We start from the raw sequence: 297 nt of genomic DNA, 5'->3' as shown, positions 1-297 counted from the left end.
GTGGGGGGACACGGGCAGGATCGCCTATGGTCAGCGATGCGGCGCTGGCCGGGCGCAGTTGCGGCGACCCGCCCGGCACAAAGCTGCAATATATGGACGTTTCGGAGGCGGGATGCTTAGACATGCCCGTTTTCCCTGCCTGGGACGGCGGCCATGGCGGAAAGCATATTTCCTAGCCGCAAGTCCAGCGAGGATAGTGCTGCGCGCCGGGCGGCAATGCGCCTTCGCACACGTTCCAGGGTTTCGGCGGCGGCGTTTTCCCCATCGTCCAGCGCATGGCATAGCCGCGTCAGCTCA

1 pseudogene is annotated in these 297 nt (G+C 65.3%); it reads right to left on the bottom strand.

Annotation, left to right across the window (positions count from 1 at the left end):
* Positions 1 to 116 precede the first annotated feature (116 nt).
* Positions 117 to 297 (bottom strand): annotated as a pseudogene (locus KZZ06_RS20335) (mercuric resistance transcriptional repressor protein MerD); the annotation flags it as partial.

Origin of the sequence: Sulfitobacter sp. CW3, assembly GCF_019392245.1 — a bacterium.
Lineage (GTDB): Bacteria > Pseudomonadota > Alphaproteobacteria > Rhodobacterales > Rhodobacteraceae > Sulfitobacter.
Note: the sequence above shows the minus strand (reverse complement) of the source record. Positions and strands in the feature narration are given on the sequence as shown.